Below are 25,142 nucleotides of genomic sequence, written 5' to 3' on the forward strand. Positions count from 1 at the left end.
GATCGACCCGCGTGGGCGCCCCCACCGTCCGCCCTGATCAGCTCCCGACTTTCCGCCCCGGCGAGGAGACCCCATGAGCCCCAAGCTGCTCCCCCTCATCAATACCCGCCACGGTTCGCGCAGCGCGAAGACGTGCGAGTACCGCTGCGCCAACCAGTGCGACGCGCCGACGCCGAACACCTCAGGCAACGAGGAGTTCCAGACTCTCGCTCAGCGTGCCATCGCCCGTCGCGCGATGCTCACGGGCTCCGCGGGCGCCATGGTGCTCGCCGGTTTCGGCGCGCAGGCTGCTGCGGCGGACACTGCGCACGGCCACCACCCGCGACCCGAGCGCAACGTCGGGCGAGCCTCCTTCACCTCCGTCGCGCCGAACCGCAAGGATGACGTCGTCAACGCCGAAGGGTTCACGCACGACGTGATCATCCGTTGGGGCGACCCCGTCACCAAGCGCGCACCGCGTTTCGACGTCCACCACCAGACGCCCGAGGCACAGGCGCAGCAGTTCGGTTACAACAACGACTATGTCGGCATCATCCCGCTCGACGGTCGCCGCGCCCTGCTGAGCGTCAACCACGAGTACACCGACCCGGAACTGATGTTCCCGACCGGGACGGACGAGCTGCTCAAGAAGAAGATCGAGATGGCCGCGCACGGTCTGGCGGTCGTCGCCATCGAGAAGGGCCGGGCCAAGGGGTCATGGAAGGCCAGCGACCCGCGCTGCTCGCGCTACAACCGCCGCATCACGGCCAGCACGCCGCTGCGCGTCGACGGCCCCGCCGCTGGTCACGAGCTGCTGCGCACCAAGGCTGACCCCAAGGGCACGACGATCCTCGGCACCTTCGCCAACTGCTCCGGCGGCACCACACCGTGGGGCACGACGCTGCACGGCGAGGAGAACTTCCACGGTTACTTCGACGCCTCCGGCGCGCTCGACCCCAAGCAGGCCGATGCCTACAAGCGGTACGGCATCACCGGCCAGGGCAAGGGGTGGAAGGACGTCGACGAGCGCTTCGACCTGACGAAGACCCCGAACGAGGCCAACCGCTTCGGTTGGATCGTCGAGCTCGACCCGCTCGACCCGTCCGCCCCGCCCGTCAAGCACACGATGCTCGGCCGCGTGAAGCACGAAGGCTGCAACGTCACGATCGCACGTGACGGCCGCGTCGTCGCCTACACCGGCGACGACGAGAAGGGCGAGTACATCTACAAGTTCGTCTCACGTGACCGCTACCAGCGCAGTGCCTCGCCCGCCGCACGCCGCCACAACAAGACACTGCTGTCCGCCGGCACGCTCTACGTCGCGAAGTTCACCGGTGACGGCGACGCCGACGGCGTCCACGACGGCACGGGCACGTGGATCCCGCTCACGAGCGAGAAGAAGTCGTACGTTCCGGGCATGAGCGTCGCGGAGGTGCTCGTCCACACGCGCCTGGCGGCCGACAAGGTCGGTCCGACGCGCATGGACCGCCCCGAGGACATCGAGCCGAACCCCGTCAACGGCAAGATCTACTGCGCGCTGACGAACAACTCCGACCGCGGCAAGAAGTTCACCACGGACGAGGCCAATCCCCTGGCCTCGTCGATGACACGCAAGAAGCTGGGCGAGCCGCTCACGGCCACGTCCGGCAACCGCAACGGATACATCCTCGAGATCACGGAGGGCCGTGGCCGCTCCTGCGGCAAGGGGTACGAGACCTCGACCGACTTCACCTGGGATCTCATGCTCATCTGCGGTGACCCGGCCGCGCAGGAGACGTACTTCGCCGGCTTCCCGAAGGAGCACGTCAGCCCGATCAGCTGCCCCGACAACGTCGCCTTCGACGCCGTCGGCAACCTGTGGATCTCCACCGACGGCAACCAGCTCGGTTCCAACGACGGGCTCTTCCGTGTCCCGACGAACGGGCCGGAGCGCGGCCGCGTCCAGCAGTTCCTCACGGTGCCCTTCGGCGCCGAGACCTGCGGGCCGCTCGTCAGCCCGGACCAGCTTTCCGTCTTCACGGCCGTGCAGCACCCGGGCGAGACCGACGACGCGACGTTCGAGAAGCCGACGAGCACGTGGCCGCACACGGACGCCTTCCCCCGCCCGTCGGTCATCGTCTCCTACGCGAAATGACGATGCTCGTCTGACCGAGCGTGAGGCGTGAGGTCAGACGAGCAGGCGCCGGCGGCTCACCCGCGCATCGGGTGAGCCGCCGGCGTCATGCGTCATGGCCTAGGCTCGGGCCGTGAGTTCGCCCGCCTTGCATCGTCGCGTCTCGATGGTCGCTCTCGTCGCCCTGGGCGGCGCAGCGGGGGCGGTGGCCCGCGCCGGTGTTGCGGCCGCGATGCATGCGCCGTGGGCGACGCTGACGGTCAACCTCGTCGGCGCGTTCGTCCTCGGCGGGCTGCTCGAGTTCTTCACCCGCGCAGGCGACCGCCCGGCCTGGCGTCTGCTGCTCGGCACCGGGTTCTGCGGGGCCTTCACGACGTACAGCACGTTCGCGCGAGAGGTCGCCGAACGCTCCGCTGGGTCGGGAGTGGGCCTCGCCGTCGCGGAGGTCGCGCTCGGACTCGTAGCCGCGGCGGCGGGGGCCGTCGTCACCGCCCGTTGGGCACCTCGGAGCAGCGCATGATGACGTGGCCGCTCATCGCCCTCGGCGGCGCTGTCGGAGCCGTCCTGCGCTTCGTCCTCGACGGAGAGATGAAGGCCCGCGGCCCACGCACGTGGCCCCACTCGACGTTCGCCGTCAACCTCCTCGGCTCGTTCGTGCTCGGCGTCCTCACCGCGCATCCTCGCCCAGGATGGTTGAGCGCCCTCGTCGTCACGGGCGTCTGCGGCGGCTTCACGACGTTCTCCACCGCGAGCGTCGAAACGCTCACCCTGCTGCGCGCACGGCGCGCGGCCACAGCTCTCGCGTATGCGGTGGGCAGCGTCGTCGTCTGCGTCGCCGTCATCCTGTTGGCCCACCGCATCGCCTGACGGCCGGGCTCGGGCCGGCTGCCGAGCCGCGCATCCGACACCGCGACCGGCTGGAACCGAAGCTCACTCAGCCCCGAGCGCTGCGGGGCGGCGCGGCAACGTCACGATCGCCGTCGTGCCGGCAGTGCTGGAGTCGAAGTGGATGCTCGCCTCCATCGACTCCGCGAGTGCCATCGTGATGGCGAGGCCCAGCCCACCGCGACGATCGGTGTCCGAACGCGACGCCCCCTTGAAACGTCGCCCTGGTTCGGCGGCGACGGACGCGGGCAGCCCCGGCCCGTCGTCGGCCACCTCGACGACGACGCTGTCGCCGGCGTCGCGCACGCTGAGCTGCACGCGCGTACCGGCGGGCGTGTGGCGTCGCGCGTTCGTCACCAGATTGACGATGACGCGGCGCACCCCGTTCTCGTCGCCCACGATCTCGCACGCCTCGTCCGGCGCGTCGAACGCCCACAGGTGCTGCGGCGCCATCAGTTTCGCGTCGGACAACGCCTCCAACGCGAGGAACGTGACGTCGACGCTTTCCTGTGCCGCGCGTTGGCCGGCGTCGAGGTGGGCGAGGAGCAACAGATCCTCGACGAGGCGAGCCATGCGGATGCTCTCGCGTTCGATGCGACGCAGCGATGGCGCCAGCTCGAGCTCGAGCGCTCGGACGTCACTCGCCGCCCTACGTCCGTGGTCAGCGCCGCCATCCTGGCCCTCAACGCCCGGGAGGCCCCCGCCGGCAGAGTCGCCCGCCGCCTCGGATCGCTCGGCCTCCACGGCGCGCGCGAGCATCGACGCGGACAGCTCGGCATGCGATCGCACGACGGCCAGCGGCGTGCGCAGTTCATGGCTGACGTCGGCCAGCATGGTGCGCAGGGCGGCCTCGCTCTCGTCGCGGCGCGCGAGGGCCGCCTCGACCTGACGCAGCAGATCGTTGATGGCGTGCGTGAGCACCCCCACCTCGTCGGCGGCTCGTCGCGGTTCGGGCACACGGCGGCTGACGGCGTCCTCCACCGATTCCGCGGGTGTCTCGGCGATACTGCGCGCGGTGCGCGTGACGGCCTGCAGGGGCCGCACCTGACGTCGCGTCAGCCACACGCCGACGGCGCTCGCCACGATGCCCGCGGGCACCCACAGTGCCAGTTGCCACGCGGCGAGGCGGGTGAGGTCGCGCTCCGCAGGTTCCATGCTGACGGCAGCGAGCACCTCGGTGCCGGGCTGCCTCAGCGTGGCGACGCGCATGTCGTCGCGTTCGGGCAGCTTGACGTCGCGCAGGCCGTCCGGGCGATCGAGCTCGGTTCGCAGCGCGGTGGCGTCCTCCGCCGCCACCACGCGGTCGGGGCCGTTGGCGCGCACGTCGAGCCGGTCGCCACGTCGCACCATGACGATCGCCCCGGACGGTAGTTCTTCCGCCAGCTCCTGCGCCGACGTGTGCTCGTGGTTGACCGCAACGTGCAGGGTGTCGTCGATGCTCGCGTGGATGACGGCGCGTGACAGCAGGAACGAGGCGATGCAGCCGATGGCGGCGAGCACCATCGTCAGCGTCATGACGAGCACTGCGACGCGGGTGCTCAGCTTGCGTGGCCGCAGCCGTGCGAGGTTCATCCCGCGGCGGGTCGCATGGTGTATCCGAGGCCCCGCACCGTGTGGATGAGCGCCGGATGCGACCCGTCGATCTTCTTGCGCAGGTAGCTGATGTAGAGCTCGACGACGTGCTCACCGCCCTGGAAATCCTCTCCCCACACCGCGGCGAGCAACTCCTGCTTCGAGCACACGCGACGCGCGTTCTGCGCCAGGTGCCGCGCGAGCGCGAACTCGGTGGCGGTCAGACGGATCGGTTCGCCGGCGCGCGACACCTCGTACGTCAGGGTGTTGATGACGAGGTCGTCGACGACGAGATGCTCGCCCTGCCCCTGCGCGACCATGCCGCTGCGGCGCATGAGCGCCTCGGCGCGGACGATGACCTCCTCGAGGCTGAACGGCTTCGTCAGGTAGTCGTCAGCGCCCTGCCGGATGCCACTCACCCTGTCCTCCAACGCATCCCGCGCCGTGAGGAAGATGACTCCCGCCTCGGGCAAGATCGAGCGGATGCGGGCGAGGACGTCGAAACCGTCCGTGTCCGGCAGCCCGATGTCGAGGACGACGACGTCCGGGCTCTCGCGCCGCGCGAGGGCGACGGCCTGCGAGCCGGTCGTCGCCGTCAGCACCTGCCAGCCCTGGAACGTGAACGCCGCCGACAGCGACGCGAGCAGGCCCTCCTCGTCGTCGACGATGAGGACGCGCGCCGCACGTCCGGTGACGTGACGAAAGGATGCCTCGCGGGTGTTCATGCTCCCACGATAGAAGCCGCCGAGACGCGCGAAACAGACCACAGTTCCATGAGAGGGAATTCTGAGGAAGGGGCGATAGTTTCATCTTCGTGCCCAGGAAGGTGCTCCCGTTCCCCCCTGGTGTGATGCGTCCTGGGCACCCCAGCGGCGGTGGAGGTCTTGACCTTCACCGCCGCTTTCTTCCCACCGCGGGCGCATCGTCCACAGGCCGGACGGCTGGAGCGCTCTTTCCGCTGCCAGAGCAGGCTGATCCACAGGGTGGCCGTGCTGACGTTGGCGCCGCTCATGGCCCGCCCGCCACGCTCGAGCCATGAGCGACGATCTGGCACCCAGCCCCGTGTTCGACACCCCCGCGCCTGACACCCCCGACGACGCCGCACCGACGCTCGTCGGCGCGTGGATGAGCCCCGGCCTCCTGACACATGACAGTGTCGTGCCGCATGACGATCGGCTGCCGGGCGATTTCGGTGCGACCGGCCCCGGGGCGGACGATCCCGACGCGGGCGGCCCGGCGGAAACCGGCCTCGGGTCGGACGAGGCGCCGTCGGCCAGCCAGCCGTCCCCTGCTGACCCGACGGCCGGTGAGTCGGCCGCTCCCGAAGACGCGCCTGCTCCGGAGAACGAGCCAGCTCTCGAGGACGGTCTCGTTCCAGGGGACGATCTCGAGTCGTGCGCGGCGACCCTCGCAGTCGCCGTCGTGCTCGAGCGCGGCACTCCGTCTACATGGCGCGCCGTGCCGGTGCGTCAGGGCCTGAGCAGCGCCGTCATCGATGCGGTGATGACGCCCCGCGTCATGACGAGCACCGTCGACGCCGTCGTCGCCCGCCACGAGGCCGCGTTCGGGGCGGGCACCGCGTCGGAGCTGCTGCACGCGTTCGATCTCATGGGCGAGACGACGTGGCGGGAGGAGATCGGCACCGGCCACCGCACCCGCGCCAGTGTGGACGCACCCCACAAGAGCGCCGTCATCCGTCAGGCGGCGGCGCTCCTCGCGGGCCGAGGTATCGAGTCATGCGCCGACCTGGTGGCGGCCGCCCACGACGACGACCTCCGACGGGCCTGGTGCGTGCTGCCCGGCCAGTCGTCCGGCTCGACGTGGCGTCATCTGCTGCTCGCCGCAGGGTGCGACGACGTCATGCTGTGCCCCCTCACCCGATCCTTCGCGCGCCGCGCCACCGGCCACACCTTCACCGCCGACGAGCTCCACGCCGTCATCGTCTCCGCGGCCGTCCAGTTGGGCATCACGCCCGCCGCGATCGAGCACCAGATGTGGCGCGGCGCGCTCACGGCGAAGCGCCGCCGCCCCAGCGTGAGGGACGACGGCGCTGCGCGTGAGGGGGCCGATGAGCCCCCTGCTGTCGACGATCAGCTCTGACGGCGCAGCCGCATCGCGATGCCCGCACCGGCAGCTACCACGACGACAGCCAGGCCCGCGAGGCCTGTGACGGCGCGCTCGTTGCTCACGCCATCGGTGTCGACCTTCGGCCCCGTCGTCGTGGTCGGGGACGCGCTGTCAGAAGCGGAACCGGTCTCCGTCGCGCCGGTGGTGGAGCTCGTCGAACCGGCCGTCGGCGTCGTGGGCTCGGTCGTCGGCGTCGTCGGTTCCGTCGTCGGCGTCGTCGAACCGGCCGGCGGCGTCGTGGGCTCGGTCGTCGGCGTCGTCGGTTCCGTCGTCGGCGTCGTCGGTTCCGTCGTCGGCGTGGTCGGCTCGGTCGTCGGCGTTGGGGTCGTCGTGGCGCCGGCCTCGAGCGTCACGGGGAAGCTGCCCGTCGTGCCGGATTCCTTGGCCCTCAGCGTGATCACGGCGTCGCCGGCGGCGAGGTCGCTCGGGGCGGTGAACGAGATCGTGGCCTCACCGTGGTTGGCCGGGTAGGGCGGGGTGGCGGCGCTCGTCGCGCTGATCGGGAACGTTCCGACCACGTGGCCACCGATCGAGACCTCGACCGAGGTGTTCGTCGGCGAGTTCTTGCTCGTCATGTCGAAGCCGGAGGCGGTGAACTCGACCTTCTCCCCGGCCTTGACGTTCGTCGGCTGCCCGTGGATCGACAGCGACTGCTTGGCGTACGACGGCTTCACCGGGCTGTGCGCCTTGAGCCACTCGACGAACAGGCCCTGGTCGATGAGACCGGAGTCGGAGATCGGGCCCCCCTCGTTGAGGGCGGTGAAGTTGTCTCCGCCGGCCATGAGGAAGGAGTTGGACGCGACGGTGTACTTCGCCGCCGGGTCGATGGGCTTGCCGCCCACCATGACGCTGGTGATGCGCGAGCCCGCGGGCTTGGTCTCGTCGAACGTGTACGTGACGTTGCTCGACAGGCCCATCTTGAGGAACGGGCGGGAGGCGCCGTCGGGCTGCCACTGCTGCTCGAGGAGCTTGACGAACGTCGCGCCCGAGATCTCACGCGTCGCGACCGTGTTGTTGAACGGCATGACGGCCGCGGCCTGCGCGAACGTCAGGTTGCCCGCGGCGTCGGGGACGAGGTCGGCGCGCACGCCGCCGGGGTTCATGATGCCGATCTCGACGCTGCCCGGGCGACCGGGCGCGTTGAGGGAGTCGACGTAGCTCTGCGCGATGGCGTTCGACAGGTTCGACTCGGCGAGACGGTCGTCGCGCGAGCCGTCGGGCTTGAGCGCCGAGGTGATCGGGCCCGTGGCCTGTGCGATGACCTGCTGACCGATCTGCGCGGCGCGGGCGTTCGCCGAGTCGACGATGGAGGCGGCAGCGGTGTAGGCGGGCAGCGACGCGCAGGCGTCCGTCGGCGCCGTGACCTTGCGGTTGACGACGGAGTACTGCTTCACCTTCCCCGAGGCCTTGTCGTAGCCGAGGTTGAGGATGCCCAGGTTGTGCGCGTAGAAGTCGGTCTGGATGATCGGGCGCGTGCCGTCGCCGTCAGGCATGGGAGCGTCCCAGTCGTACAGCTGGTGGGTGTGGCCGGTGAAGATCGCAGAGACGTTCGCGCTCGTCTTCGTCACGATGTTCTTGAAGACGGGGCTCGCGGATTCCATCTGCTCCAGCGTCGCGCTGCCGCCCTCCGGCGCACCCTCGTGGTACTCGGCGACGACGACGTCGGCCTCACCGTTCGACGGGTCGCCGTCCTTCAGCTTCGCGGCGACACGGTTGACGGCGGCCACGGGGTCACCGAAGTCGATGCTCGCGATGCCGTCGGCGCCGACCATGTTCTTCGTGTCCGTCGTGACGGCACCGACGACGGCGACCTTGACGCCGTTGACGTCGAGCACCTTGTACTCGGGCAGCGCGGGCGTCGTCGTGCCCTTCTCGTAGACGTTGGCACCGAGGTAGGTCCACTGCGCGCGCGACTGGACGTGACCGGTCAGGTCGTCGAAGCCCTTGTCGAACTCGTGGTTGCCGACGGAGGAGACCTGCAGCTTCAGGGCGTTGAGGTAGTCGATCGACGGGTTGTCGTCCTGCGAGGCCGACTCGAACGGCGAACCGCCGACGTTGTCACCGGCCGAGATGAACGCCGAACCCGGGAACTCCTGCTCGGCCGAGGCGACGGTGCAGGCGAAGTCCTTCGTGAAGTGACCGTGGAAATCGTTGGTGCCGAGCAGCGTGACGGGCGTGAGGTCGGCGTCGAGCGTGGGAACGACGGTGGCGGCGTTCGCGGCAGGCGTCAGGGCACCGGCGAAGGCGAGTGCGAGCACACCGGAGAGGGCACAGGTGCGCGCGATGCGGTTGGTCATGAGGTTCCTCGAGGTTCGAAGTGTTCGGCGGACGCTCGGCCTGGGGCACGTCGCCGCTGCAGGAAGGACAGCGCCTCATTGTGCGCAGGCTGGCCACCCCCTGGGTGCCCCCAGCGCCCCCTGCGCATGATGTTCACCAACTGTTCGCCTGACGTCGTCGACCACGGGCGAAACCGCGGTGGCGGCCGTCCACCTCACCCACCCCGCCAGGCGGAATAGTTGAAATGTAAACTAGGTTGAACCAGGCAACCGATCGCCAGGAGGATCACATGCCCGCCGTCACCGCAGACACGCTCACGTTGCCGCGCCTCGCCGCACCCGCGGCCACGGCCCGCGAGCGCCGCGTCACCCGTCACGTGGCCGGCCCGAAGGGGTACGAGGGCGAGGGTTTCCCGGTCACGCGCGCCTTCGCCGGCATCCCTCACGACGAGCTCGACCCCTTCGTCCACATGGACGAGATGGGCGCCGTCAACTACGCCCCGGGCGAGCCGAAGGGCACCGACTGGCACCCGCATCGCGGTTTCGAGACCGTCACCTACATCATGGACGGGCGCTTCCAGCACCAAGATTCGCACGGTGGTGGCGGCATGATCGAGAACGGCGCCACCCAGTGGATGACGGCCGGTTCGGGCGTGCTGCACATCGAGACGCCCCCGGCCGAGCTCGTCGTCTCAGGCGGCTTCTTCCACGGCATCCAGCTGTGGGTCAACCTGCCGGCCTCGCAGAAGTTCGCCGACCCGCGCTACCAGAACATCGACGGCACGGACTCCGAGCTCGTGACGACGCACGACGGTGCCGCGCTCATCCGCATCATCGCCGGCTCCATCGGCGGCTTTCGCGGCCCGGGCAGCACGCACACGCCGATCATGATGGCGCACGCGACGATCCCTGCCGGCGTGCGCGCCGACATCCCGTGGGAGGCGTCCTACAACGGCCTCGTGTTCGTCCTGTCCGGTTCGGGCACCATCGGCAGCACGCCCGCTGACGGTTCGTCGCCCCGGCCCATCTCGGCGGGTCAGACGATCGTCACGAGCGCCGGTGACCTCATGACGCTGACCGCCGACGCCCGCCAGGACGTCGAGACCCCGTCGCTCGAGGTGCTGCTGCTCGGCGGTCGCCCCATCAAGGAACCCGTCGTGCAGTACGGTCCCTTCGTCATGAACACGAAGGCGGAGGTCATGGCGGCGTTCGAGGACTTCCGCTCAGGACGCCTCGGCCGCGTCCCCGCGGATGCCCTGCGCCCCTACCGCGCGACGGAGGCCGAACTGCGCGACGCCGTGGCCGCCATGCCGCACGGGGGCACCATCACGACCCCCTGACCACCGCGCCGCCGTCCCCATCGGCGATTTTCGTCCACCTTCGAGGCCGGCTCGTCGCCCACGACGGGCCGGCCGGCGTCGTCACCCAACGGGCAGAGCGGGCATCTGCATGACGAACCACACCGCGAAGCCGACGGCCAGTGCGAGGGTGACGATCGCGACGACGGCCGTGACCGCGGGCGCCGTCCGAGGGCGTGGGCGCTGACCGCGCGGGGCTGCGATGACCTTCGGCAGCCGCCACACGTAGGCGAGGACGTGCGTCGCGGCGCAGATGATCCACCCCCAGAACGACGCCTCGTGCAGCGTCAGCCAGATCGTGTCCGGTTCGTACAGCGTCACGATGCCAGTGCCGATGACGCTCGCAGTGAGCACCACGAGCAGCGGCGCAAGCAGTCGCAGGACGATGAACGGTGGCCCTGACGCGACGTAGCGGCCGTCGCGCGTGTAGTAACGCACGAGCCGGTAGCCGGTGGAGGTCAGCTTGACGAGGACGACGACGCCCGCGGCGATGCCCAGCCCCGCATGCCACTCGATGAGCCCCTCGACGTCGAGCAAGGTGACGCCGACGGCGCTCAGGATGAGGACGAGCGAGGCGCCGAGCGTTGCGGTCAGGCGTGAGTTGGCGACGACGCCGTCGTCCGCGGCGGGCTTGTCGACGCTTTCGGGGCGGAACAGCTCGGCGGGGAAGACCACCTCGTCGAGCGGTTCGGGCAGGCGATTCATGCGCCGATCATGCGGCCGCGCAGCGAGATGCGCCAACCAGTGCAGGCAAACCTGAGCTCGCCACCTCGTGCTCACTGCGGCGACACAGAACCCGCCCCGCGAAGCTGCCTGCCCGTTATCCACGCCCGCGGGGTCGATATCCACCGCGAGGCCATCGCGAAGCTGCGATGCTGAGGGGACGAGAACGGCGCTGACGCGCCCCCGAGACCGAACCCGAGTTCGAGGAGAGATGACGATGACGCACGGTGAGCGGGTATGAAACTGCGTCCTCTGCGCCACCGTTCGGCAGGCCGCGCAATCGCCTCACTTCCCGGCGCGGCCACGCGCCCTGCAATCGCTCGCCTCGCGACGACGCGCCCCTCGGCCGCGGCATACGTCGTCGTCGCTGCGACGACCAGCCTCGGGGCTCTGTTGCCCGACGATCGCCTCCACGCCGTCACCAAGCATCTCGTCGCACCGCTCGCCGCGCTCGACGTCGCGACTCGCCCGGGGGCGTGGATCCCGCGTCGCCGTCGTACCACCGGCACGCTGCTCGTCGCCCTCACCGGCTCGGCCATCGGCGACCACCTCATGCTCGCCGAGTCGCGCAGCGAGGGCGCGGCGGCTCGCCGTCGTCTGCGTCGCGGCGCGGCCGCATTCGGTGTACAGCAGCTCGGCCTGCTCACCGTCATGCGCACGCGCGGCCAGCGCTTCACGCCGCGCACGATCGCAGTCGGCGTGACGACGCTCGCCGCGCTCGCCGTGGTCGATCACGTTGCCGCCCGGCGCGATTCCGTCTCGTCGATCGTGCCGGACGACAGCGCTCCGAGCGCCGCTCACAACCCGGACGCCGCCAGGGTTCAGCCGCGCGCCGCCGAGCCGCGCACGCCCGACGCGCCATCGTCCGCACTGCCCGACCCTGTCGTCGCGACCTACGGGGCGCTCCTCGTCGCCATGGCCATGCTCGCCCAGGACGACGCCCGTACCGCCCGTGGCGGGGCCATCTTCCTCACGAGCGACGCCCTCATCGTCACCCGACAACTGCTGCCGCACAGCAGGCTGCGGCGCGTCGCCGACACCGCCGTCATGGCGACGTACACCGCGGCGCTCGCGATGCTCCTCGACGCGTTGGCCGCCGACGACATCACTCCCGCGCGATGTCACCGCGGGTGATAATGCAGGCATGGCTCTGCAGATCGACTACTTCGCCGCCGCGTCCGACGAGGAGGCCGCGGCGCTCGTCAACCTCGAGACGGGCGTGCGCTCGATCCCGTTCGACGACGAATCCGACGCTCCGGCAGTCGAGTACGACGTCGTCCCCTCCCAGGTCGTCGATCCGGGCCTCGCGCTCGGCTACCTCAACGAGCTGTTGACGGGCGTGCCCGTCGAGGAGTTCGTGACGAACGGCTGGCCCGCGCTCGTCGCGACGAGTGACGACGAGCAGAAGTTCGTCCTGCAGGTCGACCCGGGATTCGTCGCGCTCATGTCGACGCGCGAGGGGCCGTTCGGCGACCTCGCCGCCCAATGGGCCGCCGTCGAAGCACCCGAGGACGCCGACGAGTGGGAGGCCGACCCACGTGAACTCGGCGAGTTCCTGGCCCAGTTCGTCGCGCTCGCGCTGACGGCCGGCGACGAGGGCAAGCACGTCTACTGCTGGCTGTGGCCCTGACGGGTCTGGGTGCTCGCCGGCCCGGCGCCGCAGGAGACGCCCGCCGGATGGCAGGTCACTCACACGTAGGCGCGCAACTGCGTGCCTCCCTGTTCGCCAGTCGCCATCCTGCATCACGCGAGGCCACCGCAGCGCGTCATGCGAGGCCGCCACGCCGCATCACGCGCAGCGATCACCTCGCAAGATCCTCCCTCGACAGCGCACGGTAGGCGTGCCAGGCCGGTTCCTCGTACGGGTGCGCGGCGAGCATGGCGTCGAGCGCCCGCACGGCGTCGCGCCGCGGGCACACGACTTCGATGCGCTGCTCCTGCACGACCTCGGGGCGCCCTACGGCGCCGATGTGGGGCTGCGCGCCGGCGAGCGGTTCGAAGCGCCCTTCGCCGGTGACGCTGAACGAGCACGCGCGGTAGTCGCCGATCGCACCCGCCCCGGCCCGCGCCGCAGCGTCACGCACCGCGTCGACGTGGCTGACAGGGGCGAACACGACGATGACGACGAGGTCGTCGCGGCCGCCCGCACCCCCGTCACCGGCGCCGAGGTACTGGCCCCCACGCCGGACGGCGCGCGCCCAGCGCGTCTCATGCACCGTCGATCACCCGAACAGGACGGCTGCCTCGTCCCACTGCTTGCGCGGGACGGTCTTGAGCTCCTTCGTCGCCTCGGCCATCGGCACCGTCACGATGTCGATGCCCGAGAGCGCCACCATCTGACCCCACTTGCGCTGCATGACGGCGTCGATGGCGGCGTGCCCGAAGCGCGTGGCCAGCACGCGGTCGTAGGCCGTCGGCACACCGCCGCGCTGCAGGTGGCCGAGCGTCGCGGCGCGCGTCTCGATGCCGGTTGAGCGTTCGATGAGCGGTGCGAGCGCCTCACCGATGCCACCGAGGCGCGGGCGTCCGGCGGCATCGAGGCCGCGTTCGGCCGCGATGTCCTCGAGTTCGCCCTTGTCGTTCTTCAGCTGGAACCCCTCGGACACGACGACGACGGGTGCACGCCCGCGCGCCTGCGTCAGCAGTACCCATTCGGTGATCTGCGCGAGCGTCACCGACACCTCGGGGATGAGGATGGCGTGGGCGCCGCTCGCGAGCCCGGCGTGCAGTGCGATCCAGCCGACGTGACGGCCCATGACCTCGACGACCATGCAGCGGTGGTGCGCCTCCGTCGTCGTGCGCAGTCGGTCGATCGACTCGGTCGCGATGGAGACGGCGGTGTCGAAACCGAAGGTGTAGTCGGTGCCCGACAGGTCGTTGTCGATGGTCTTCGGCACGCCGACGACGGGCAGCCCGTCAGCGGCGAGACGCGCGGCACCCGACAGCGTGCCCTCGCCTCCGATCGCAATGATCCCCTCCATGCCGTGCCGTTCCATGACGGCGCGGATCGCGTCGGGGCCTCCGACGCCGTCGATGCCGTTGTAGGGGTGCGTTCGGGAGGTGCCGAGGATGGTGCCCCCCTCCTTGGACAGCCCACGCACGCGACGGCGTGGAAGGGAGAACACGTCGTCGACGATGAGGCCGCGCCACCCGTCACGGATGCCGGCGAACTCCTGCTCATAGATCTTGTCGCCCTTCATCACCGCGCCACGGATGACGGCGTTGAGGCCGGGGCAGTCGCCGCCAGAGGTCAGGATGCCGATGCTCATGCGCCTAGTTTCTCCCATGCGCGGCGGCAGGGGGCACCCGCACCGCCGGGTGGGACGTCGCGTCTCTCCCTACGGACGAGTAGACCCGCAGCCATGTGGATGGGACGGCAGCCGGCGCGACGCATCGCGCGTGCGCGGGGGACACCCGTCGGGAGGAGCGTTGCCCATTACGATGAGGTGTCACCACACCTCGACGGCAGGATCCGTGAGCATGACGCGCCCCGACGACACGACGCCTCAAGCCCCTGTTCCCACCGAGCCGGAGGCTGCGGAGCCAGAGCCATCCGGAACCCGCGACCCGTTGCTGCGTGGCGATCTGGCTCCCGCGCCGCGCACACTCGTCGACATCCTGCGCGCGAGCGTCGCCGCGCACCCGGACGACCCGGCCGTCGACAACGGCCAGGACGTGCTGACGTACGCCGAATTCGCCCAGGCCGCAGAGCAGTTCGCCGACGCCCTGCACGAGCTGGGCATCGGTTCGGGTGAGCGCATCGGCATCCGCATCCCGTCGGGAACCCTTGATCTGTACGTCGCGATCGCGGGGACGCTCGTCGCGGGCTGCGCGTACGTGCCGGTCGACTTCGACGACCCCGACGAGCGCGCCGACACCGTCTTCGGCGAGGCCGACGTCGCCGCCATCATCGGCAAGGACCTCGTCATCAGCCCCCGCGCGCCGCACGCCGACGACGCCGCGGCGCATGACGACGTGCGCACCGGCGACCCTGCCCTCACCGACGACGCGTGGATCATCTTCACCTCGGGTTCGACGGGCAAGCCGAAGGGCGTGGCCGTCACGCATCGCAACGCTGCGGCGTTCGTCGACGCCGAGGCCAACCTGTTCCTGCAGAACGCACCCATCGCGCCGGGTGATCGCGTCATGGCGGGTCTGTCCGTCGCGTTCGACGCGAGCTGCGAGGAGATGTGGCTCGCGTGGCGCTACGGTGCCTGCCTCGTGCCCGCACCGCGCAGCCTGGTGAAGTCGGGCATGGATCTGGGGCCGTGGCTGACGGCGAACGACATCACGATCATCTCGACGGTGCCGACGCTCGTCGCGCTGTGGCCGCACGAGGCGATCAAGGACGTCCGCCTCGTCATCCTCGGCGGCGAGGCGTGCCCGCCCGAGATCGGTGCCCGTCTCGCGACCGAGGCCCGCGAGGTGTGGAATACCTACGGCCCGACGGAGGCGACCGTCGTCGCCTGCGCCGCGCAGCTGACGGGTGAGCCACCCGTGCGCATCGGCTTGCCCCTCGACGGGTGGGATCTCGCCGTCGTCGACTCCGAGGGCAACCCCGTGCCGCAGGGTGAGGCGGGCGAGCTCATCATCGGCGGCGTCGGCCTCGCGCGCTACCTCGATCCGGCCAAGGACGCGGAGAAGTACGCGCCGATGCCGACGCTCGGGTGGGATCGCGCGTACCGAAGCGGCGACATCGTCGTCAACGATCCGATCGGTCTGACGTTCCAAGGCCGCGCCGACGACCAGATCAAACTCAACGGCCGACGCATCGAGCTCGGCGAGGTCGACTCCGCGCTGCTGCAACTGCCGCACGTCAGTGGTGCGGCTGCGGCGGTGCGTACCTCGGAGACGGGCAACAAGCTGCTCGTCGGCTACCTCACCGTCAAGGACGGCTTCGACCGCAAGGCCGCCACCGCGCACCTGCGCGAGACGATGCCCGCGGCGCTCGTGCCGCAGCTCGCCGTCGTCGACACGCTGCCGACGCGCACCTCCGGCAAGATCGACCGCGATGCGCTGCCATGGCCCCTCGAGATCCCGATGGGTGACGGCGACGGCGAGACGTTCACGGGCACGGCGGCGCGGCTGCAGGAGCTGTTCGCCAGCATCCTGGGCACTCCCCCGACGTCGCCGGACGACAACTTCTTCGACCTCGGCGGCGGCTCGCTGACGGCGGCGCAGCTCGTCGCGCGGCTGCGTGAGACGAACCCGGAGATCACCGTCGCCGACGTCTACGAGGCGAACTCGATCACCGAACTCGCCGCGACGATCGACCAGATGTCCTCTCCCACCGGGCGATTGAACGACAACGTCGTCAAGGTGCGCCGCAGCACGCAGACGTTGCAGGTCGTCGCGTCGCTCGCTGTACGCCAGTTCTCGGCGCTGCGTTGGCTGACGTGGTTGGGTGCCGGCGCGAACCTCGCGCACGCCTCCGGCATGACGTGGGTGCCGACGCTGAGCTGGTGGTGGATCCTCGTGGGCTGGGTGCTGTTCGTCGCCCCGCCGGGGCGGATGCTGCTGGCCGCCGGATTCGCCCGCACCATCCTCGCGGGGGTGACGCCGGGCGCGTACAGCCGCGGTGGACGCACCCACCTGCGCGTCTGGCTCGCCGAACGCATCGCCGACGAACTGGGCGCCACCAACCTCGCCGGTGCGCCGCTCGTCAAGTTCTACGGCCGCCTGCTCGGCTGCGACATCAAGAAGCACGTCGACCTGCACAGCCTGCCGCCCGTCACCGGCTTCCTCACGCTCGGCAAGGGCTGCTCGATCGAGCCCGAGGTGGAGCTGCGCGGGCACTGGATCGACGGTGACACGTTCCATCTCGGACGCATCGAGGTCGGACCGAACGCCCGCGTCGGCACGCGCTCGACGCTGCTGCCCGGCGCCCGCGTCGGCAAGCGCGCGGAGATCGCTCCCGGTTCGGGCGTGTTCGGTCGGGTGCCCGCCGATCAGCTCTGGTCCGGGGCGCCTGCCGAGCACATCGGCACCGCACGCGGCCCGTGGGACGAGCAGGCGCCGCCGAACAAGCCGATCTGGCTCGTCGCGTACGGCGCGACGGGCATCGCCGCGTCGCTCATCCCATCGGTGGGTTCGGCGGCCGGGCTGGCCGTGCTGTGGCCCTGGCTGCGTCACGCCGACTCGGTCGCGGACATCGCCCGCATCGGCGCGATCGGCGTCATCCCGGCGACGCTCGTCGGTTTCGTCGTCACGGCACTCGTCATCCTGGCTGCGGTGCGCGCCCTCGGCCGCGGCCTCGTCGCCGGCCACCACCCGATTCACGGCGGTCAGGGCTGGCGCGCGTGGACGACAATGCGCATCCTCGACGAGGCCCGCACCTGGCTGTTCCCGCTCTACTCGAGCACGCTGACGCCTAATTGGCTGCGCGCGCTCGGCGCGAAGATCGGACGTGAGGTCGAGGCCTCGACCGTGCTCATGCTGCCGAAGATGGCGGACGTCGGCGAGGGCGCGTTCCTCGCCGACGACACCCTCGTCGCCAACTACGAACTCGGCGGCGGCTGGATTCGCATCGCGCCCGTCAAGGTCGGCAAGGGTGCCTTCATCGGCAACTCGGGCATGGCCGCGCCCGGGCGCAAGGTGCCGAAGCGCGGCCTCGTCGCCGTACTGTCGGCCGCGCCCGCACGCGGGGCGGCGAAGAAGGGCACGAGCTGGCTCGGCTCGCCGCCGCAACGTCTGCGCCGCCAGGCCGGTGAGACGGACGCCTCCCGTACCACCGCGCCGCCGACAAAGCTGCGTGTCGCGCGCGCCGTCGTCGAGGCGCTGCGGATCATCCCGCAGTCGCTGCACTCGGCGCTCATCGCCGGTGCAGCGCTGACGATGCTGTGGGTCGCCGACACGCACTCGTGGTGGCTGGCGGCGCTGACGGCAGGATTCGTGCTCGTCGGCTTCGGCGCGCTCGGCGGGGCGTCCGCCGTCATCGCGAAGTGGCTACTGGTCGGGCGCCTGCGCGTCACCGAATACCCGCTGTGGAGTTCGTTCGTGTGGCGCAACGAACTCGCCGACACGTTCACCGAGGTCGTCGCCGCGCCCTGGCTCATCCGCGCCAACGGCGGCACGCCGGTGCTCAACCTGTGGCTGCGCGCGATGGGAGCGAAGATCGGCCACGGCGTGTGGTGCGAGACGTACTGGTTGCCCGAAGCCGACCTCATCCGCCTCGGCGACGGCGCCTGCGTCAACTCGGGTTGTGTCGTGCAGACTCATCTGTTCCACGACCGCATCCTCGCGATGGACACCGTCACCCTCGGCGCCGGCGCGACGCTCGGCCCGAACAGCGTCGTCCTGCCCGCCGCGAAGATCGGCACACACGCGACCGTCGGGCCGACGTCCCTCGTCATGCGCGGCGAGAGCGTGCCTGACAAGACCCGCTGGCTCGGCAATCCCATCGGCCCGTGGATCGAGGACGAGAACCCCGCCGACGCCCGCCGCGACGGCGGCGAGATGGAAACCGACGACGCCGTCGCGCACGATGACGAAGCGGCGCGCACTTCGCAGGGCGCGACCCACGTCGAGTTCCACGACGAACCGTCCTCACCGGTAGCATCCGACGAACACCCCGGCGACGGGCAGCCCGTCACGAACGGCGCCTCCTTCGAGGGACGCGACGCCACGCCGACCGCACGACCCGAAAGCGATTCCTGATGTTCAGCAGCACTCCGAGCGGCGGCGCCGACCCCTACGTCCCGGGTCACGGCGATCTGGCGTTCGGCGTCGATTCCTACGATCTGACCCTCGACTACACGCCCGCCGGTAACCGTCTCGACGCCACGGCCGTGCTCGCCTGCCGCATCGTCGACGACGTGCCGGAGGCCTCGCTCGACGACGGCGGGGTGCGCCGGATCGAACTCGACCTGCATCACCGGCTCAAGGTCGCGAAGCTGACGGTGTCGGGCGCGAAGATGGCGCGGTTCGGCCAGGAGCGTTCGCGGCTGTTCATCCGGTTCGCGCAGCCGCTCGCGCCGGGCGCGCGCTTCACCGTCACCGTCGCCTACAAAGGTTCGCCCGGTCCGATGCGCGGGCCCGATGGCGACGCGGGCTGGGAGGAGCTGGAGAACGGCGTCATCGTCGCGTCGCAGCCCCACGGTTCGCCGACGTGGTTCCCGTGCAACGACCGTGCCGCGGACAAGGCCGTCTACCGCTTCGCCGTGACGACGGATGCCGAGTACCACGTCGTCGCCAATGGCACTCTGCTGCGCCGCCGTCACACGGGCCGACGTGCGACGTGGACGTACGAGTGCACGGCACCCATGTCTCCGTACCTGGCGACGTTGCAGATCGGGCCGTACCAGACCCGTCAGATCCAGGCGAAGCCGACGGACGTCCGCCTCGTCTTCCCGCCTCGTCTGCGTGAGCCGGTCCGAGAGGCGTTCTCCGACCAGCTGCACATGATCGATTTCTTCTCCTCGCGCTTCGGCGCGTACCCCTTCGCCTCGTACACGGCCGTCATCACCGACGACCCGCTCGAGATCCCCCTCGAGTCGCAGACGTTGTCGACGTTCGGTTCGAACTTCGCGAACCGCGGCTGGGACGCGCAGCGCCTCATCGCGCACGAACTCGCGCACCAGTGGTTCGGCAACGCCGTGACGGCGGCGTCGTGGGAGGACATCTGGCTCCACGAGGGTTTCGCCTGCTACAGCGAGTGGCTGTGGAGCGAGGAGATCCATCTCGGGAGCGCCGACCAGCGGGCGCGCGAGGCGTGGCTGCGCCTGTCGCGGCTGCCGAAGGATCTGCGCCTGCACGATCCGGGCCCGAAGGACATGTTCGACGACCGCGTCTACAAGCGCGGAGCGCTGACGCTGCACGCCCTGCGCCTGACGATGGGTGACGCCGCGTTCTTCACGCTGCTGCAGCGATGGGTGGCCGAGAACACCGGCAAGACGGTGACGACGCAGCAGTTCGTGCGGCTCGCCGACGAGGTGGCTGCCGCAGCCGGCGTCGAACCCGTGGGCGCCCTCATCGCCGAGTGGCTCGAGACCCTCCCCCTGCCGCAGCTGCCTGGGCCAGGCTCCACGCGCGTCTGACCCGCTCGAGCCACTGAATGTGGACAGGAATCGCAGATGGGTACGCGGCGCCGCCACCGAAGCGATCCAGGTCACACCAGATGGGTAGGGTGAGGGCATGCCAGCTGATGCACCTGAGCTTCCCGCGTTCACCCCGCGCGAGGACGTCGACGCCTACTTCATCTCCCGCCTCGGGACCCCCGAAGGAGCCCCCGAGGGCGCGCGCCTGTTCGATCCGACGATCCACGTGCAGGGCGCCTGGAACGAGGGCGAGCAGCACCTCGCCGCGTCGGCAGGGCTCATGGTGCACTGCATCGAACAGCACGAGCCGCGCGACGACATGCAGCTTGCGAAGATCACCTTCGACGTCCTCGGCTTCATCCCGCTGCGTCCGACGCTCGTGTCGGTGCGCACGATCCGCCCCGGCCGCACGATCGAACTCGTCGAAGCGACGTTCAGCGTCGACGGACGAACCATCATCGTCGGGCGCGCGTGGCGTCTGTCGAAGCAGGATTCCTCGCCGGTGGCGGGCGCCGACGTGCCCGCCATGCCGGCCCTCGAAGAATGCACCCCCTACAGCATGTCGAGCATGTGGCCGGGCGGCTTCATCCACTCCCTCGACGGCTACGAGGCCGAACCCTACGTGCCGGGCCGACACCGCGTCTGGCTGCGCACGCAGCTGCCGATCGTCATGGGTGAACAGATCACCCCGACGACGCACTTCCTCTCCGTCATCGACGGCGCCAACGGCATCGCCGTCCGCGTCGATCCGCGCGAGTGGATGTACCCCAACGTCGATTTGACGGTGCACCTCTTCCGCCAACCCGACCCCACCGCAACGGGATTCGACACCACCGTCGCGATGGGCGAGAGCGGGCTCGGCGTCACGATGACGTCACTGCACGACATCCACGGCCCCGTCGGACGCATCGCGCAGAGCCTGACGGTCCGCAAGCTCTGACGCGCGATGTTGCCCGGGAATCGTCAGTGGGTGAACTGCACGCCCTGGGAGGCGTCGAGCACGACGCCGACGCGGGCGCCGGGCTCGAGCGCGGCCGGTTCGACGTCGCCGGGGTAGGCCACAGCAGCCAGCTCCAGCATGGGCAGCGCATCGAGCCGGACGCTCACGCGCGTCAACTCGTCCGCCACCGCGCTGTGCACGATGCTCGCCGCCAGCGCGCGGGGGGCCCGGGCGTCACGCGCTCCGGCCGCTTCGCCCCACGAGGAACCATGCGTCGCCCCGGCGTCACGCATTGCGACACCGTCTCCCGAAGAGGAGCCGGACGCCGTTCCTGTCGCAACCACCCGTAGGGCACTCTGACGCAACTTCCAACGCCCCGGCGCGAGGCCCACCGCTGTCGCCTCGTCGGGGTCCAGGGTCGTCGTGAAGCCGAGGAAATCGGCGGTGTCTTCGTCGGACGGCACGGCCCACACCTCAGGCGCGGCACCGTGCTGGACGATGCGTCCGTCGCGCATGACGGCGATGTCGTCGGCGACGGTGAGCGCCTCGCCGTGATCGTGCGTGACGAACAGTGCGGTCGCGTTCTCGGCGGTGAGGATGGCCCGCAGATCGGTCGACAACCGCTCGCGCAGGCCTCTGTCGAGGGCCGAGAGCGGCTCGTCGAGGAGCAACAACCGCGGTCGCACCGCGAGGGCCCGCGCGAGCGCCACACGCTGCTGTTGACCGCCGGAAAGCGTTGCGGGAGAACGCTTCTCGTAGCCAGGCAGCCCGACGAGGTCGAGCAGTTGCCCGACGCGTGCGGCCTGCTCGGCGCGCCCCACACCACGTCGCGCCAGCCCGTAGGCGACGTTCGCGGCGACGTCGAGGTGCCCGAACAGTTGGCCGTCCTGGAACATCAGCGCGAAGTCGCGCTTGTGCGTCGGCACGCGCGTCACGTCGTCGCCGTCGAAGCTGACGCGCCCCGCGTCGAGACGCTGCAAGCCTGCGACGGCGCGCAGCAGCGTCGACTTGCCGCAGCCGCTCGGGCCGAGGACGGCGAGCACGCGCCCGGCGTCGACGGTGACATCGACGTCGTCGAGCGCCGGTGACTCCTGGCCGGCGAACGTCACGCGGGCGCCGCTGACGACGAGCCCGCGCGCCGCCTCCGCGGCCCGCTCACCATCGGCCCGCTCGCCACCAGACGTCATCCCCTCGGACCGCGTCCCACCGGCTCGCAACCCGTCGGACCTCTCGCCACCAGACGGCATCCCGTTGGCCCGCTCTTCACCGACCGGCGTCCCACCAGCCCACGCCGGACCGGCGTCGCCTCGCCTGGGTCGTCCCACCATCAGCCCATCCTCCCTGCGGCGACGCCGCCGATCTTGTCGACGGCCACCATGACGAGGCCAGTCACGGCTGCGAGCACGACGGACGCTGCCATCGCGCCACCGAAGTTGGCGTCACCGGGGCGCCCGATCAGCTGGTAGATGACGACGGGCAACGTCGGCGAATCAGGTTGCGCGAGAAAGGCCGTCGCGCCGAACTCGCCGAGCGAAACCGCGAGCGCGAACCCGGCTGCCGCGACGAAGGGTCGCCACAGCACCGGCAGATCCGCCGTCATCCATGCCCGGACCGGCGAGGCCCCGAGCGCGGCGGCCGCCTCGCGCGGACGGGGGTCCAGCGAGCGCAGCACGGGCGTCAGCGTGCGCACGACGAGCGGCAGCGCGACCATTGCCTGCGCGATCGGAATGAGCGCTGACGACGAACGCAGGTCGAGAGGCGGCCGGTCGAGCGTGATGAGGAAACCGAAACCGACGGTCACGGCCGAGACGCCGAGCGGCAGCATGAACGCCGCGTCGAGCAGCCGGACGACACTCCGCCCCTTCGGGCTCGCCGCGCGCCACGACACGACGACGCAGACGCACACCCCCAGCACGAGCGCGAGCAACGCAGCGTCGATCGCGATGCGCCAGCTCTGCGAGAGCGCACCGACGACCCCGAGGTCACCCAATCCGCGATAGTGCTGCACCGTCCAGCCGCCATCGGAACGCAGCGAGCGCACGAGCAGCGTCACCAGCGGCGCCAGGATGAGCGCCCCGACAGCGGCGGTGAGCGTCAGGGCAGCCACGTCACCGCGCCCAGGACGTCGCAGCGCCGTCTGCTGCGTCACGCCACGCCGCACCCGCTCGTCATGACGCCCGATGCGCGAGCGTTCGCTGACGACGAGCAGCGCCGCGACGAGGACGAACTGCGTCACCGACAGCACCGCCGCGGCTCGCAGGTCGAGGAATTCGACGGTGAGGGAGTAGATCTCCGTCTCGAGCGTCGAGTAGCGCAGGCCACCGAGCATGAGGACGATGCCGAACGCCGTCGAGCAGAACAGAAACACGACGCTCGCGGCGCTGACGACGGCGGGGCGCAGCTGCGGCCACGTCACCGTCCGGAAGACCTCCCGCGGTGATGCCCCGAGTGCCGCCGCCGACTCCGCCGTGCGCGGGTCGAGCGACGCCCACATCGGCCCGACGGTGCGCACGACGACGGACACGTTGAAGAACACCATCGCGAGCAGCACCGGCTGCCACGAGCCGTCCCAGCCCAACCAGGCAAGCGGGCCGCCGTCGGCGAACAGCGACCGGAACGCGACGCCGACGACGACCGTCGGCAGGACGAACGGCAGGACGACGAGCGCGCGCCACACCCCCGCCCCCGGCACGCGCAGCCGGTACAGGGCGTGCGCGACGGGCACACCGAGCAGCACCGAGCACGCCGTCGCGAGCGCCGCCATCCACACGGTGAACCACAGCACGCGCAGGATGCGCGGGCGCGTCAGGACGTCCGTGAATCCGCCCAGATCGACGTGCCGACCCGGCGCGAGCCCACGCACCGCCATCGCTGCGACGGGCCACGCGAAGAAGATCGCGAGGAACACGAGCGGGACGACGGCAAGCGCGGCCATGACGAACGGCGCGCGAGCGCCCCGGGCTCGTGCGCCGCGACGCAGACCATCACGGGTGCCGTTCATCGCTCGGGCGTCACTTGGACGTGACGTCCTTCCACTTCGTCAGCCATTCGGAACGGTTCTTGTCGATGTCGGCGGGCGACACCTCGATCGGCTTCGTCGGCTGCTTCGCGTTCGCCGCCCACGCCTTGGGCAGTTCGACGTTCAAGTCGACGGGGAAGACGTACATCGAGTCGGGCAGCGACTTCTGGAAGCTCGCACCGTTCATGAAGTCGATGAGCGCCTTCGCGCCGTCGGGGTTCTTCGCCCCCTTGAGCACACCGGCGTACTCGGTCGATCGGAAGCACGTGTCGAGCAGCGCCGACGTCGTCGACGTGCCCGCCTTGTCGACGGTGAACGCCGGCGAGCTGTCGTAGCTGACGACGATCGGACGCTTGCCCTTGCCGCTGCCGGTGAAGTCGACCTCGTACGCGTCGCTCCAGCCCGACGTCAGCTTGAGCCCGTTCGCCATGAGCTTCTTCCAGTACGCCTCCCAGCCGTCCTGGCCGTAGTGGCCGACGGTCGCGAGGAAGAACGCCATGCCCGGCGAGCTCGACGACGCGCCCGGCGCGACCATGAGGTTCTTGTACTTGGGCTTGACGAGGTCGTCGAACGACGCGGGCTTCGTCTTGTGGTTCTTCGTGAACCACGCGTCGTCGACGTTGACGCACACCGACGCGGTGTCGATCGGCGACAGCTGCCCCTTGCCCTGGCCGTCCGGCAGCTCGTACTTCGACGCCGACGCAGGCGCGCCCTTCGGGCTGTACGGCTCGAGGACGTCGTTCGTCGTGACACGCGAGGCGAACGTGTTGTCGATGCCGAACACGACGTCACCGAGCGGGTTGTTCTTGCTCAGCACGAGCTTGTTCGCGAGCTCACCGGCGTCACCGGACTTCACGACCTTGACGGTGTAGCCCGTCTGCTTCGTGAACTCGGCCATGACGTTCTTGTCGGGCGCCCACGACTCGTGCGTCACCAACGTGACCGTCTTCGACGCGCCCGAACCCGACGCACCCGAGCCGCCCGCTGAACTCGACTTCGAGCCCGACGAGTTGTTGTCGACGCTGCACGCCGCCAGCGCACCCACGCACGCGAGCGCCAGCACGGCGCGGCCACCACGAGACATCATGTGAACGTTCCTCCTCACGGCCAGTGAG

At 70.3% G+C, this 25,142-nt stretch carries 19 protein-coding genes; 10 read left to right on the top strand and 9 right to left on the bottom strand.

Annotated features, from left to right (window positions below; all coding sequences use genetic code 11):
* Positions 1 to 73 precede the first annotated feature (73 nt).
* The 3 genes from DYE07_RS06400 (at position 74) to crcB (ending at position 2,959) form a co-directional block, all read left to right on the top strand.
* Positions 74 to 2,113, top strand: coding sequence for a PhoX family protein (locus DYE07_RS06400; protein WP_062257438.1), 2,040 nt, complete (start codon positions 74 to 76; stop codon positions 2,111 to 2,113).
* Positions 2,114 to 2,225: 112 nt separating this feature from the next.
* Positions 2,226 to 2,612: a FluC/FEX family fluoride channel gene (locus DYE07_RS06405; RefSeq protein ID WP_231729460.1), complete on the top strand. Its 387-nt coding sequence runs from the start codon at positions 2,226 to 2,228 to the stop codon at positions 2,610 to 2,612.
* Complete coding sequence (gene crcB / locus DYE07_RS06410) at positions 2,609 to 2,959, top strand: fluoride efflux transporter CrcB (protein WP_006945705.1); 351 nt, start codon at positions 2,609 to 2,611, stop codon at positions 2,957 to 2,959. Before DYE07_RS06405 ends, crcB begins: the two co-directional genes overlap by 4 nt.
* Positions 2,960 to 3,022: 63 nt before the next feature.
* Here the strand turns inward: crcB and DYE07_RS06415 are convergent, their stop codons facing one another.
* Positions 3,023 to 4,549 (bottom strand): sensor histidine kinase, encoded by a 1,527-nt coding sequence (locus DYE07_RS06415; RefSeq protein ID WP_115296578.1) that lies wholly within the window; start codon positions 4,547 to 4,549, stop codon positions 3,023 to 3,025.
* Positions 4,546 to 5,274 carry a response regulator transcription factor gene (locus DYE07_RS06420; protein WP_006945717.1) on the bottom strand — a complete coding sequence of 243 codons (729 nt, stop codon included), beginning with the start codon at positions 5,272 to 5,274 and terminating at the stop codon, positions 4,546 to 4,548. The genes DYE07_RS06415 and DYE07_RS06420 overlap by 4 nt, the downstream gene beginning before the upstream one ends.
* Positions 5,275 to 5,584: 310 nt before the next feature.
* On the opposite strand from DYE07_RS06420, the gene DYE07_RS06425 reads away from it, so the two are divergent.
* Complete coding sequence (locus DYE07_RS06425; RefSeq protein ID WP_115296579.1) at positions 5,585 to 6,649, top strand: DUF8548 family protein; 1,065 nt, start codon at positions 5,585 to 5,587, stop codon at positions 6,647 to 6,649.
* Here the strand turns inward: DYE07_RS06425 and DYE07_RS06430 are convergent.
* Positions 6,640 to 8,973 (bottom strand): bifunctional metallophosphatase/5'-nucleotidase, encoded by a 2,334-nt coding sequence (locus DYE07_RS06430; RefSeq protein WP_115296580.1) that lies wholly within the window; start codon positions 8,971 to 8,973, stop codon positions 6,640 to 6,642. The two genes, DYE07_RS06425 and DYE07_RS06430, sit on opposite strands and share 10 nt — an antisense overlap.
* A gap of 269 nt (positions 8,974 to 9,242) precedes the next feature.
* On the opposite strand from DYE07_RS06430, the gene DYE07_RS06435 reads away from it, so the two are divergent.
* A complete protein-coding gene (locus DYE07_RS06435; protein WP_115297099.1) occupies positions 9,243 to 10,292 on the top strand; it encodes a pirin family protein in 1,050 nt (349 codons plus the stop codon).
* Between the two features lie 81 nt (positions 10,293 to 10,373).
* Here DYE07_RS06435 and DYE07_RS06440 read toward each other — a convergent pair whose 3' ends face one another.
* Positions 10,374 to 11,015: a hypothetical protein gene (locus tag DYE07_RS06440; RefSeq protein WP_115296581.1), complete on the bottom strand. Its 642-nt coding sequence runs from the start codon at positions 11,013 to 11,015 to the stop codon at positions 10,374 to 10,376.
* A gap of 255 nt (positions 11,016 to 11,270) precedes the next feature.
* On the opposite strand from DYE07_RS06440, the gene DYE07_RS06445 reads away from it, so the two are divergent.
* On the top strand, positions 11,271 to 12,167 hold the full coding sequence (locus DYE07_RS06445) for a lysoplasmalogenase family protein (protein WP_115296582.1): 897 nt from the start codon (positions 11,271 to 11,273) through the stop codon (positions 12,165 to 12,167).
* Between the two features lie 10 nt (positions 12,168 to 12,177).
* Positions 12,178 to 12,663: a hypothetical protein gene (locus DYE07_RS06450; RefSeq protein ID WP_062255792.1), complete on the top strand. Its 486-nt coding sequence runs from the start codon at positions 12,178 to 12,180 to the stop codon at positions 12,661 to 12,663.
* 172 nt (positions 12,664 to 12,835) lie between these two features.
* On the opposite strand, the gene DYE07_RS06455 is transcribed toward DYE07_RS06450, so the two are convergent.
* Both DYE07_RS06455 and DYE07_RS06460 read right to left on the bottom strand, forming a co-directional pair.
* On the bottom strand, positions 12,836 to 13,249 hold the full coding sequence (locus DYE07_RS06455; RefSeq protein WP_006945701.1) for a YqfO family protein: 414 nt from the start codon (positions 13,247 to 13,249) through the stop codon (positions 12,836 to 12,838).
* Between the two features lie 6 nt (positions 13,250 to 13,255).
* Entirely contained in the window at positions 13,256 to 14,302 is a 1,047-nt protein-coding gene (locus DYE07_RS06460; RefSeq protein WP_006945748.1) for an ATP-dependent 6-phosphofructokinase, read from the bottom strand.
* A gap of 211 nt (positions 14,303 to 14,513) precedes the next feature.
* On the opposite strand from DYE07_RS06460, the gene DYE07_RS06465 reads away from it, so the two are divergent.
* From DYE07_RS06465 to DYE07_RS06475, 3 genes are all read left to right on the top strand, one after another.
* The gene (locus DYE07_RS06465; protein WP_115296583.1) at positions 14,514 to 18,689 is read left to right on the top strand and encodes a Pls/PosA family non-ribosomal peptide synthetase; all 4,176 of its coding nucleotides are present in this window, start codon (positions 14,514 to 14,516) and stop codon (positions 18,687 to 18,689) included.
* Positions 18,689 to 20,068 carry a M1 family metallopeptidase gene (locus tag DYE07_RS06470; protein WP_115296584.1) on the top strand — a complete coding sequence of 460 codons (1,380 nt, stop codon included), beginning with the start codon at positions 18,689 to 18,691 and terminating at the stop codon, positions 20,066 to 20,068. Before DYE07_RS06465 ends, DYE07_RS06470 begins: the two co-directional genes overlap by 1 nt.
* A gap of 97 nt (positions 20,069 to 20,165) precedes the next feature.
* Positions 20,166 to 21,008, top strand: a complete 843-nt coding sequence (locus tag DYE07_RS06475; protein ID WP_115296585.1) for a thioesterase family protein — start codon at positions 20,166 to 20,168, stop codon at positions 21,006 to 21,008.
* Positions 21,009 to 21,031: 23 nt separating this feature from the next.
* Here DYE07_RS06475 and DYE07_RS06480 read toward each other — a convergent pair whose 3' ends face one another.
* From DYE07_RS06480 to DYE07_RS06490, 3 genes are all read right to left on the bottom strand, one after another.
* The gene (locus DYE07_RS06480) at positions 21,032 to 22,195 is read right to left on the bottom strand and encodes an ABC transporter ATP-binding protein (RefSeq protein WP_006945740.1); all 1,164 of its coding nucleotides are present in this window, start codon (positions 22,193 to 22,195) and stop codon (positions 21,032 to 21,034) included.
* 140 nt (positions 22,196 to 22,335) lie between these two features.
* Positions 22,336 to 24,009: an ABC transporter permease gene (locus DYE07_RS06485; RefSeq protein ID WP_081873567.1), complete on the bottom strand. Its 1,674-nt coding sequence runs from the start codon at positions 24,007 to 24,009 to the stop codon at positions 22,336 to 22,338.
* Positions 24,010 to 24,019: 10 nt separating this feature from the next.
* Positions 24,020 to 25,114 carry a thiamine ABC transporter substrate-binding protein gene (locus DYE07_RS06490; protein WP_115296586.1) on the bottom strand — a complete coding sequence of 365 codons (1,095 nt, stop codon included), beginning with the start codon at positions 25,112 to 25,114 and terminating at the stop codon, positions 24,020 to 24,022.
* Positions 25,115 to 25,142 lie beyond the last annotated feature (28 nt).

It is taken from the genome of Dermacoccus nishinomiyaensis, assembly GCF_900447535.1.
GTDB classification, from domain to species: Bacteria; Actinomycetota; Actinomycetes; order Actinomycetales; family Dermatophilaceae; genus Dermacoccus; species Dermacoccus nishinomiyaensis.

Bases quoted from the DNA above. Each gene is read 5' to 3' on its own strand.
- DYE07_RS06400 (WP_062257438.1), top strand. From the start codon at position 74: ATGAGCCCCAAGCTGCTCCCCCTCATCAATACCCGCCACGGTTCGCGC.
- crcB (WP_006945705.1), top strand. From the start codon at position 2,609: ATGATGACGTGGCCGCTCATCGCCCTCGGCGGCGCTGTCGGAGCCGTC.
- DYE07_RS06415 (WP_115296578.1), bottom strand. From the start codon at position 4,549: ATGAACCTCGCACGGCTGCGGCCACGCAAGCTGAGCACCCGCGTCGCA.
- DYE07_RS06420 (WP_006945717.1), bottom strand. From the start codon at position 5,274: ATGAACACCCGCGAGGCATCCTTTCGTCACGTCACCGGACGTGCGGCG.
- DYE07_RS06425 (WP_115296579.1), top strand. From the start codon at position 5,585: ATGAGCGACGATCTGGCACCCAGCCCCGTGTTCGACACCCCCGCGCCT.
- DYE07_RS06430 (WP_115296580.1), bottom strand. From the start codon at position 8,973: ATGACCAACCGCATCGCGCGCACCTGTGCCCTCTCCGGTGTGCTCGCA.
- DYE07_RS06435 (WP_115297099.1), top strand. From the start codon at position 9,243: ATGCCCGCCGTCACCGCAGACACGCTCACGTTGCCGCGCCTCGCCGCA.
- DYE07_RS06440 (WP_115296581.1), bottom strand. From the start codon at position 11,015: ATGAATCGCCTGCCCGAACCGCTCGACGAGGTGGTCTTCCCCGCCGAG.
- DYE07_RS06445 (WP_115296582.1), top strand. From the start codon at position 11,271: ATGAAACTGCGTCCTCTGCGCCACCGTTCGGCAGGCCGCGCAATCGCC.
- DYE07_RS06450 (WP_062255792.1), top strand. From the start codon at position 12,178: ATGGCTCTGCAGATCGACTACTTCGCCGCCGCGTCCGACGAGGAGGCC.
- DYE07_RS06460 (WP_006945748.1), bottom strand. From the start codon at position 14,302: ATGAGCATCGGCATCCTGACCTCTGGCGGCGACTGCCCCGGCCTCAAC.
- DYE07_RS06465 (WP_115296583.1), top strand. From the start codon at position 14,514: ATGACGCGCCCCGACGACACGACGCCTCAAGCCCCTGTTCCCACCGAG.
- DYE07_RS06470 (WP_115296584.1), top strand. From the start codon at position 18,689: ATGTTCAGCAGCACTCCGAGCGGCGGCGCCGACCCCTACGTCCCGGGT.
- DYE07_RS06475 (WP_115296585.1), top strand. From the start codon at position 20,166: ATGCCAGCTGATGCACCTGAGCTTCCCGCGTTCACCCCGCGCGAGGAC.
- DYE07_RS06480 (WP_006945740.1), bottom strand. From the start codon at position 22,195: ATGACGTCTGGTGGCGAGCGGGCCGATGGTGAGCGGGCCGCGGAGGCG.
- DYE07_RS06485 (WP_081873567.1), bottom strand. From the start codon at position 24,009: ATGAACGGCACCCGTGATGGTCTGCGTCGCGGCGCACGAGCCCGGGGC.
- DYE07_RS06490 (WP_115296586.1), bottom strand. From the start codon at position 25,114: ATGATGTCTCGTGGTGGCCGCGCCGTGCTGGCGCTCGCGTGCGTGGGT.